Origin of the sequence: Streptomyces sp. WELS2 (genome assembly GCF_013870595.1) — a bacterium.
Classification (GTDB): domain Bacteria; phylum Actinomycetota; class Actinomycetes; order Streptomycetales; family Streptomycetaceae; genus Streptomyces.
In genome coordinates this window covers 1-7,484 of sequence record NZ_JACBWZ010000265.1, presented here as the reverse complement: position 1 = coordinate 7,484, position 7,484 = coordinate 1, and the positions used below count along the sequence as shown (strand labels likewise).

Here is a 7,484-nt window from a genome sequence, read left to right as displayed (position 1 = left end):
CGCGCCGGCCCGCTTCGACCTCCAGGCGCACCGCGGCGGCCTCGGCCTGACCACCGAGGAGTCGCTGGAGGGCTTCGGCAAGGCGCTGCGGCTCGGGGTGTCCACACTGGAGCTGGACACCCAGATCACCCGGGACCTGAAGGTGGTCGTCAACCACGACCGGCAGATCAGCGGCGTCAAGTGCCGGGACACCGGCCCGCTCACCCCCGGCGACCCGATGTACCCCTACACCGGCAAGTACATCAAGGATCTGACGCTGGCTCAGATCAAGACGCTGGACTGCGGCTACCGGCAACTGCCCGGCTTCCCCGAGCAGGAGGTCGTCAAGGGGTTCCGGATGGTGGAGCTGAAGGACGTCCTCGGTCTGGTCGAGAGCTATCGCGCCCGGGGGGTGAAACTGAACATCGAGACCAAGGTGGAGGCGGGCGCGCCCGAACAGACCGCGCCGCGCGAGGTGTTCGTGCGCCGGGTGTACGAGGAGATCCACCGCTCGGGCATCGAGCGGCAGGTCACCATCCAGTCGTTCGACTGGGGGGCGCTGAAGGTGATGCACCGGCTGGCGCCGAGGTGGCCGCTGGTGGCGCTGACGAATCACGACTTCCTCCAGGTCGGCCGTCCCGGCGCGTCCCCGTGGCTGGGCGGGATCGACGCCGACGACTACGGCGGTGACTTCGTCCGGGCGGCGGCGACCCTGCCCGGCGTCACCACCCTCTCCCCCAACTACGGCTTCCCGCAGAGCGGCAGGGTCGGCGACCCGGACTTCCGGTTCTACTCCGACGCGGCCATGGTCGCCGAGGCGCACGCCCGGGGCCTGAAGGTGGTGCCGTGGACCTGTGACGACCCGGCGACCGTGGCGGCGCTGATGGACCTGGGCGTCGACGGGATCATCACCGACTATCCCGACCGGGTGCGGCGGATCATGGCCGACCGGGGCATGCGGCTGCCGCGCCCCTACCATCCGCACGGCCACGCCTGACCGGCGCCCGGGTGCGCGGAGCGTGGGCCCCGCCCCGAATGGGGCGGGGCGGGGCCCACGCCCGGGTCAGGCGGCCGGCCGGAGCTCGGTGATCTTCAGGGTCTTCAGGTCGGACCGGACGTCGATCCGGCTGACCTCGGCGTGCGGGCCGTCGCCCCAGGTGAGCGTGACCCGGTTGGTGGCGTGGCCGGCGCCGGAACCGGTGTAGGCCACCTTCCACTTCACCGGTACGTTCTGCGCGAACAGGATGCCGTCGGCGTGCTCGCGCCGCTCGTAGGCGGCCACCGCCTTCTGGGCTCCGGCGGAGAGGTAGAAGCCGCGCAGGGCCTTGGCGCTCGCCGCCGCCGCGGGGTCGTCGGTGGCCCAGACGGCGTCGATGTAGGCGCCGTAGAAGTCGGCCACGTGCTGGGTGACGCCGCGCGGGTCGCCCTGGGCGGCCGGGGGCGCGGCGGTGACGCGGGAGGTGTGGCTCGTGGTGCCGCCCGCGAGGGCGGGGGTGACGGCGGCCAGCGTGAGGCCTGCGGCGAGGGCCGTGACGGTCAGGAAGGTCTTGCGACTGCGCTCGGACATGTGTCTCATTCCCCCGGATTCTTCGCGACCGGGCCGATCCCGGCCTTCCACGGCCCCTAAGACCGCTTTCCGGGCGATCCGGTTCCGTGCTCGGGGGGTGGTTTCCTCCCGACCCGCCGAGGGGCGGGCCGCTCCGGTCCTGCCGGGGCTCGTTCCAGGGGCTGTCTTCCGGTCGCCGCGGGTGCGGCGACCGCCCGGCCCGCCGCCCGGCCCGCCGTACGTGTCGTACGACGGGGGGCGGGGCCGGGGTCCGGGAGGTGGGTCGGACCCCGGCCCCGGGTCTGTCACGGCTTGCGGGCTACCGCGCCGTACATGGCGATGTCCTCGTCCCGGATGCCCTGCGCGCCGTCGTCGGGATGCCACTTGTGCACCTGGACGACGCCGGGCTCGACCAGGTCCAGGCCGTCGAAGAACTCGTGTGCCTCGGCCAGGGTGCGCAGCCGCATCGGCATGTCGCGGGCCGCGTACTCGCGGGCGACCCGGCCCACCTCGGCGGGGGCGAAGTCGGCGGTGCCGATGGACATCGCGAGGTAGCTGCCGGAGGGCAGCGGCTCCAGCAGCCGGCGCACCACGCCGACCGCGTCGTCCGCGTCCAGCATGAAGTGCACGATCGCGATGACGGTGAGGGCGACGGGCCGGCTCAGGTCCAGCGTCCCGCGCAGTTCGGGGGCGTCCAGGATGGCCGCCGGGTCGCGGAAGTCGGCCTCCACGTACGCGGTCCGGCCCTCGGGCGCGCTGGCCAGCAGGCCCTGGGAGAGGGTGAGCACGATCGGGTCGTTGTCGACGTAGACGACCCGGGACGCGGGGGCCACGGCCTGGGCGATCTCGTGCAGGTTGGGCGAGGTCGGGATGCCGGTGCCGATGTCCAGGAACTGCCGCACTCCCGCGTCCTCGGCCAGCCGGCGCACCGCGCGGTTCATGAAGTCGCGGTTGGCGCGCATGTGCACCGGGAGCGCGGGCCACTCCCGCGTCATCGCCTCGCCCGCCTCCTTGTCGGCGGGGTAGTAGTCCTTGCCGCCGAGTATGTAGTCGTAGATGCGGGCGGAGTGGGCGTTTGCGGTGTCGATCCGGTCGGCCGGCCATCCGTTGTCGGGCAACGCCGTGTCTCCCATTCGGGTCAGGGGTCGGGCCCTCGCGTCGGCACGTGCGGGGGCGGTTGCGCGGGGTGGTGCGACGGGCGGATACGGTCGGCGGCTCACCACTCCTTGCGCAGGTCGGCGAGCAGGGTCTCGGTCTTCCGGGCGGACGGTGCCTGGGCGCTCAGCCGGTCGAGAGCCTCCCGGTAGACCACCACCTCGTCCGGCTTGTCCAGGTATTCGGCCCTGTCCAGGCAGCTGAGGTAGGCGATGTCGGGCAGTTCGCGGGCGCGGAACCGGAAGAGGTGGAAGGCGCCGGCCCACAGCGCGGGATGCGGTCCGAGCGCGAACGGCATGACCTGCACGGTGACATGGGGCAGCCGGCCCAGCTCGATGAGGTGGTCGATCTGCGCGCGCATCACCCGCGGGCCGCCGACCGGCCGGCGCAGCACCGTCTCGTCCATCACCACCCACAGCCGCGGCGGTTCGGCCCCGGTCAGCCGTTTCTGGCGGCGCGTGCGCAGCGCGACCCGGCGTTCGGTGGTCTCGGCGGGGGCGTGCGGGTAGGACGCGGTGAGCAGGGCGCGGGCGTAGTCCTCGGTCTGCAGCAGGCCGTGCACGAACTGGTTCTCGTAGCCGCGCAGTTGCAGCGCCGCCTGTTCCAGGCTGAGGTAGGCGGGCAGCCAGTGGGGCACGACGTCGCGGTACGAGTGCCACCAGCCGCGCTTGTTGGCCTCGCGCACGGACTGCAGGAAGGTGTCGATCTCCTCCTGGTCCGTGACGCCGTAGACCTGGAGGAGCTTCTCGGCGTCCGCGAGCCGCAGCCGGGCCACCTTGGCGGCCTCCATGCGGCGGATCGTGGAGTGGCTGACCCCGATGGCCGCGCCCGCCTCGGCGAAGCTGAGGCCGGCCCGGGTGCGCAGCTCCTCCAGCCGTCTGCCGAGGATCATGCGCAGCACGGAGGGCGCACCGCCCCATTCGGTCTCCACGGTCACGCCCACCCCCCTCGTCGGCTCCGGCCGTCCGCGCAGGCGGATCGGCTCCCGGCCCATTCGATCACGTTCCGTCGGATGCAGCATGCACTTCGCCACTTGCAAATTTCAGACCAGGTCGGCGTAGGCCTCGGCGACGGTGTTGCGGGCGATGCCGAGGTCGGCGGCGAGGGTCCGGGAGGACGGCAGCCTGGTGCCGGGGGCGAGCCGGCCGGTGCGCACCGCGTCCCGCAGGGCGTCGGTCAGGCCCCGGCGCAGACCGCCCGCCACTGCCGGTTCGAGATGCAGGTCGACGCCCAAAGTGGCCCAGGATTCCGCCATGGGAATGGACCATACCCCTGGGCTGCCTCGCTCCTAGGGTCGAAGACATGAGCACTCACGAGGAACCCGTCACCTACGCCCCCGAGGAGCCGGCGCGGCTGCGCTGGGCCCAGCACGCGCCCGAGGTCTACAAGGCGATGATCCAGCTGGACGCCGTCGCCAACCAGGGCCTGGACCCCCGGCTGCGCGAGCTCGTCAAGATCCGCGCCTCCCAGGTCAACCACTGCGCGCGCTGCCTCGACATGCACTCCAAGGACGCCCTCGCGGCCGGCGAGAGCGTGGAGCGGATCATCCAGCTCGGCGCGTGGGAGGAGTCCCGGCACTTCTACACCGAGAAGGAGCTGGCGGCGCTGGAGCTGACCGACGCGATCACCGTGCTGACGGACGGTTTCGTGCCGGACGAGGTCTACGAGCGGGCCGCCAAGCACTTCGACGAGGCCGAGCTGTCCCAGCTGATCGCCGCCATCGCCGTGATCAACGCCTGGAACCGGTTCGGCGTGACCACCCGGACGCCCGCGGGCCACTACCACCCGGGGCAGCACAAGTGAACCGTACCCAGCTGCTGGACCCGCAGGTCTTCAAGGCGATGGCCGCCGTCAGCGCGGCGGCCAAGAAGGGGCTCGGCGATCCGGGCCTGGCCGAACTGGTGATGATCCGCGCCTCGCAGATCAACCACTGCGCGTTCTGCCTCGACATGCACCTGGGCCTGGCCCGGAAGAACGGGGAGTCCGAGGACCGCATCCACTTCCTCAGCGCCTGGGAGGAGACCGAGGACCTCTACAGCGAGCGGGAGCGGGCCGCGCTGGCGCTGACCGAGGCGGTCACCGTGCTCACGGAAGGGTTCGTGCCCGACGAGGTGTACGAGGCCGCCGCCAAGCACTTCGACGAGGCGGCGCTCGCCCACCTCATCGCCCTGATCACCGTCATCAACGGCTGGAACCGCCTGATGGTCAGCCGCCGTGTGCCACCGGGGGGCCGGCAGCCATGAGCAAGGCCGAGGAGTTCCGCGCCCTGCACCGGGGGCGCGCCCCGGGCGACCCGCTGGTGCTGCCCGGGCCGTGGGACGCCGCCTCCGCGCGGGTCTTCGCCGAGGCCGGTTTCCCGGCGCTGGCCACCCCGAGCGCCGGGATGGCCGCCTCCCTCGGGTACGAGGACGGGGCCACCCCCGCCGACGAGATGTTCGCGGCCGTCGCCCGGATCGCGCGGGCGGTGGACGTGCCGGTCTCGGCGGACGTGGAGGGCGGCTACGGGCTCGCGCCCGAGGAGCTGGTCGAACGGCTGCTGGAGGCCGGTGCGGTGGGCTGCAACCTCGAGGACTCCGACGGGGGTGTCCTCAAGGACCCGCACGCGCACGCCGAGTTCCTCGCGGCGGTGCGGGAGGCCGCCGCCGACCGGCTGTTCGTCAACGCCCGCGTCGACGTGTTCGTACACGGCGACGGCGACCCGGAGCGGGCCATCGAGCGGGCCGCGCTGTACCGCGCGGCGGGCGCCGACTGCGTGTACCCGATCCTCGCCCCGGCACGGCTGGTGCCGCTGCTGCGGTCGGGGATCGAGGGCCCGCTGAACCTGCTGGCCCGGCCGGCCGGGGACGGCCCCTCGCCCGCCGCGCTCGGCGAACTCGGGGCCACCCGGGTCACGTTCGGGCCGTGGCTCCAGCGGCGGGCGACGGCCGCGCTGCGGGAGATCGCCGCCGGTCCCCTGCCGTAGGCCGGGGGCGTCCGGTCAGGGCAGCCACTTCTTCCACACGGACGGGTGGCTGTCCACCCACTTCCTCGCCGCCTCGGCCGGGGAGAGCTTCTGCTCGGCGATCATCAGCGACACCTCGTTCTGGTCCTCGGTGGTCCACCGGAACTTCTTCAGGAAGGCCGCCGCCTCGCCGCCGGACTTCGCGAAGCCCGCGTTGAGGTACTTCTTCAGCGGGGTGTGCGGGTAGCCGCAGGCGACCTTGGCCGGGTCCGCGTCGCAGCCCTCCTTGTGCGGGGGCAGCTTCACCTCCGTCATCGGCACCTTCTCGAACAGCCACTGGGGCGCGTACCAGTAGGTCAGGAAGGGCTTCTTCTCCTTGGCGAACCGTTTGATCTGGGTGATCTGCGCGGCCTCGGAGCCGGCGAAGACGACCTGGTAGTCCAGTTCCAGGTTCTTCACCAGCGCCTTGTCGTTGGTGACGTAGGACGGGGAGCCGTCCATCAGCTGTCCCTTGCCGCCGCTCTCCGCGGTACGGAACAGCGGGGCGTACTTGTCCAGGTTCCGCCAGTCGGTGATGTCCGGGTGCTGCTTGGCGAGGTACGTGGGCACGAACCAGCCGATGTGGCCGGTGACCCCGAGTCCGCCGCCGGGCGCGACCGTCTTCTTGTCCTCGACGTAGCGCTTCTCCTGCTCCGGGTGGCCCCAGTCCTCCAGCAGGGCGTCGACCCGGCCCTGGCTGAGCGCGTCCCAGGCCGGCACCTCGTCGACCTGGACGGTGTCGACGCGGTAGCCGAGCTTGTGCTCCAGGATGTACTGGGCGACGGCCGCGTCGGCCTGCGCGCCCACCCAGGACTGCACGGACAGGGTGACCGTCTTCGCGCCCCGGGCGTTGGCGAACGGGCTGGCCTGCCTGGTCATGTCGGCGGCGCCGCAGCCGGTGGTCAGGGCCAGGGCGGCCACGGCGGCCGTGATCGCGGTACGGCGCATGTCAGGCTCCCTTCCCCGCGCGGCGCCCGGCCGGCTGGGTCACCCGGTCGAGCATCAGGCCCAGGCAGACGATGGCGGCGCCCGCCACCAGGCCGGTGGCCAGGTCGCCCTGGGCCAGGCCGAAGGCGACGTCGTAGCCGAGGGCACCGCCGCCGACCAGGCCGCCGATGATGACGACGGCGAGGACCAGGACCACGCCCTGGTTGACGGCGAGCAGCAGCGCGCGCCGGGCGAGCGGGAGCTGCACCTGCCACAGCTGCTGCCGTCCGGTCGCGCCGAGCGAGCGCGCGGACTCCAGCGCGGCCTGGTCGACCTGGCGCAGGCCCTGCGCGGTGATCCGGACGACGGCCGGGAGGGCGTAGACGACGGCCGCGGCGACGGCGGGGGCGCGGCCGACGCCGAACAGGGCGACCACCGGGATCAGGTACACGAACTGCGGCATGGTCTGGAGGACGTCCAGGACCGGGCGCAGGACGCGGTCGATACGGGCGCTGCGGGCCGCCGCGATGCCGGTGGCCACGCCCAGGACGAGGGTGACGGCGACGGCGGCCAGCACCTGGGAGAGGGTGTCGAGCGACGGCTCCCACACGCCGAGCACTCCGATCGCGGCCATGGCGAGGACGGCGGTCAGCGCGGTGCGCCAGGTGCCGATCAGCCAGGCCAGGGCGGCGACCACGAGCAGCACCGACCACCACGGCATCGCCTGCAGCCCGGCGCGGACCGGGTCCAGGACCCAGGTGGTGAAGTGCCCCGCCCAGTCGGCGGTGCCGCCGACGACCGGGACGCCGGAGTAGAGGTGGTCGGTCATCCAGTCGACGGCCCGGTTCACCGGTCCGGCGATGTCCAGGGTGCCGCCGGCGGGCCAGTCGGTGGCGC

The 7,484-nt window shown here is 72.8% G+C and carries 9 protein-coding genes and 1 pseudogene; 4 read left to right on the top strand and 6 right to left on the bottom strand.

Features of this window, described 5'->3' with window-relative positions:
- On the top strand, window positions 1–976 hold a 976-nt coding region (locus tag H5J33_RS17175), incomplete at its 5' end, for a glycerophosphodiester phosphodiesterase family protein (protein WP_181795804.1).
- Window positions 977–1,042: 66 nt separating this feature from the next.
- On the opposite strand, the gene H5J33_RS17170 is transcribed toward H5J33_RS17175, so the two are convergent.
- The 4 genes and pseudogenes from H5J33_RS17170 to H5J33_RS17155 form a co-directional block, all read right to left on the bottom strand.
- Window positions 1,043–1,546 carry a hypothetical protein gene (locus H5J33_RS17170; RefSeq protein ID WP_181795803.1) on the bottom strand — a complete coding sequence of 168 codons (504 nt, stop codon included), beginning with the start codon at window positions 1,544–1,546 and terminating at the stop codon, window positions 1,043–1,045.
- Between the two features lie 284 nt (window positions 1,547–1,830).
- Window positions 1,831–2,643, bottom strand: a complete 813-nt coding sequence (locus H5J33_RS17165; RefSeq protein WP_181795802.1) for an SAM-dependent methyltransferase — start codon at window positions 2,641–2,643, stop codon at window positions 1,831–1,833.
- A 98-nt stretch (window positions 2,644–2,741) separates the two neighbouring features.
- Complete coding sequence (locus H5J33_RS17160) at window positions 2,742–3,617, bottom strand: helix-turn-helix transcriptional regulator (RefSeq protein ID WP_181795800.1); 876 nt, start codon at window positions 3,615–3,617, stop codon at window positions 2,742–2,744.
- 108 nt (window positions 3,618–3,725) lie between these two features.
- Window positions 3,726–3,935: pseudogene (locus H5J33_RS17155) on the bottom strand (GntR family transcriptional regulator); the annotation flags it as partial.
- Between the two features lie 47 nt (window positions 3,936–3,982).
- Here H5J33_RS17155 and H5J33_RS17150 point away from each other — a divergent pair.
- The 3 genes from H5J33_RS17150 to H5J33_RS17140 are packed head-to-tail and all read left to right on the top strand — an operon-like array spanning window position 3,983 to window position 5,642.
- A complete protein-coding gene (locus tag H5J33_RS17150) occupies window positions 3,983–4,483 on the top strand; it encodes a carboxymuconolactone decarboxylase family protein (protein ID WP_181795799.1) in 501 nt (166 codons plus the stop codon).
- Entirely contained in the window at window positions 4,480–4,923 is a 444-nt protein-coding gene (locus H5J33_RS17145) for a carboxymuconolactone decarboxylase family protein (protein ID WP_309485422.1), read from the top strand. The genes H5J33_RS17150 and H5J33_RS17145 overlap by 4 nt, the downstream gene beginning before the upstream one ends.
- Complete coding sequence (locus H5J33_RS17140; RefSeq protein WP_181795797.1) at window positions 4,920–5,642, top strand: isocitrate lyase/phosphoenolpyruvate mutase family protein; 723 nt, start codon at window positions 4,920–4,922, stop codon at window positions 5,640–5,642. The genes H5J33_RS17145 and H5J33_RS17140 overlap by 4 nt, the downstream gene beginning before the upstream one ends.
- 15 nt (window positions 5,643–5,657) lie before the next feature.
- Here the strand turns inward: H5J33_RS17140 and H5J33_RS17135 are convergent, their stop codons facing one another.
- Both H5J33_RS17135 and H5J33_RS17130 read right to left on the bottom strand, forming a co-directional pair.
- Window positions 5,658–6,608 carry an ABC transporter substrate-binding protein gene (locus tag H5J33_RS17135; RefSeq protein ID WP_181795795.1) on the bottom strand — a complete coding sequence of 317 codons (951 nt, stop codon included), beginning with the start codon at window positions 6,606–6,608 and terminating at the stop codon, window positions 5,658–5,660.
- A gap of 1 nt (window position 6,609) precedes the next feature.
- The coding region (locus tag H5J33_RS17130) for a proline/glycine betaine ABC transporter permease (RefSeq protein WP_181795794.1) at window positions 6,610–7,484 on the bottom strand (875 nt) is incomplete at its 5' end.

Coding starts and splice junctions, on each gene's coding strand:
- H5J33_RS17135 (WP_181795795.1), bottom strand. CDS start 6,608: ATGCGCCGTACCGCGATCACGGCCGCCGTGGCCGCCCTGGCCCTGACC.
- H5J33_RS17150 (WP_181795799.1), top strand. CDS start 3,983: ATGAGCACTCACGAGGAACCCGTCACCTACGCCCCCGAGGAGCCGGCG.
- H5J33_RS17140 (WP_181795797.1), top strand. CDS start 4,920: ATGAGCAAGGCCGAGGAGTTCCGCGCCCTGCACCGGGGGCGCGCCCCG.
- H5J33_RS17170 (WP_181795803.1), bottom strand. CDS start 1,546: ATGTCCGAGCGCAGTCGCAAGACCTTCCTGACCGTCACGGCCCTCGCC.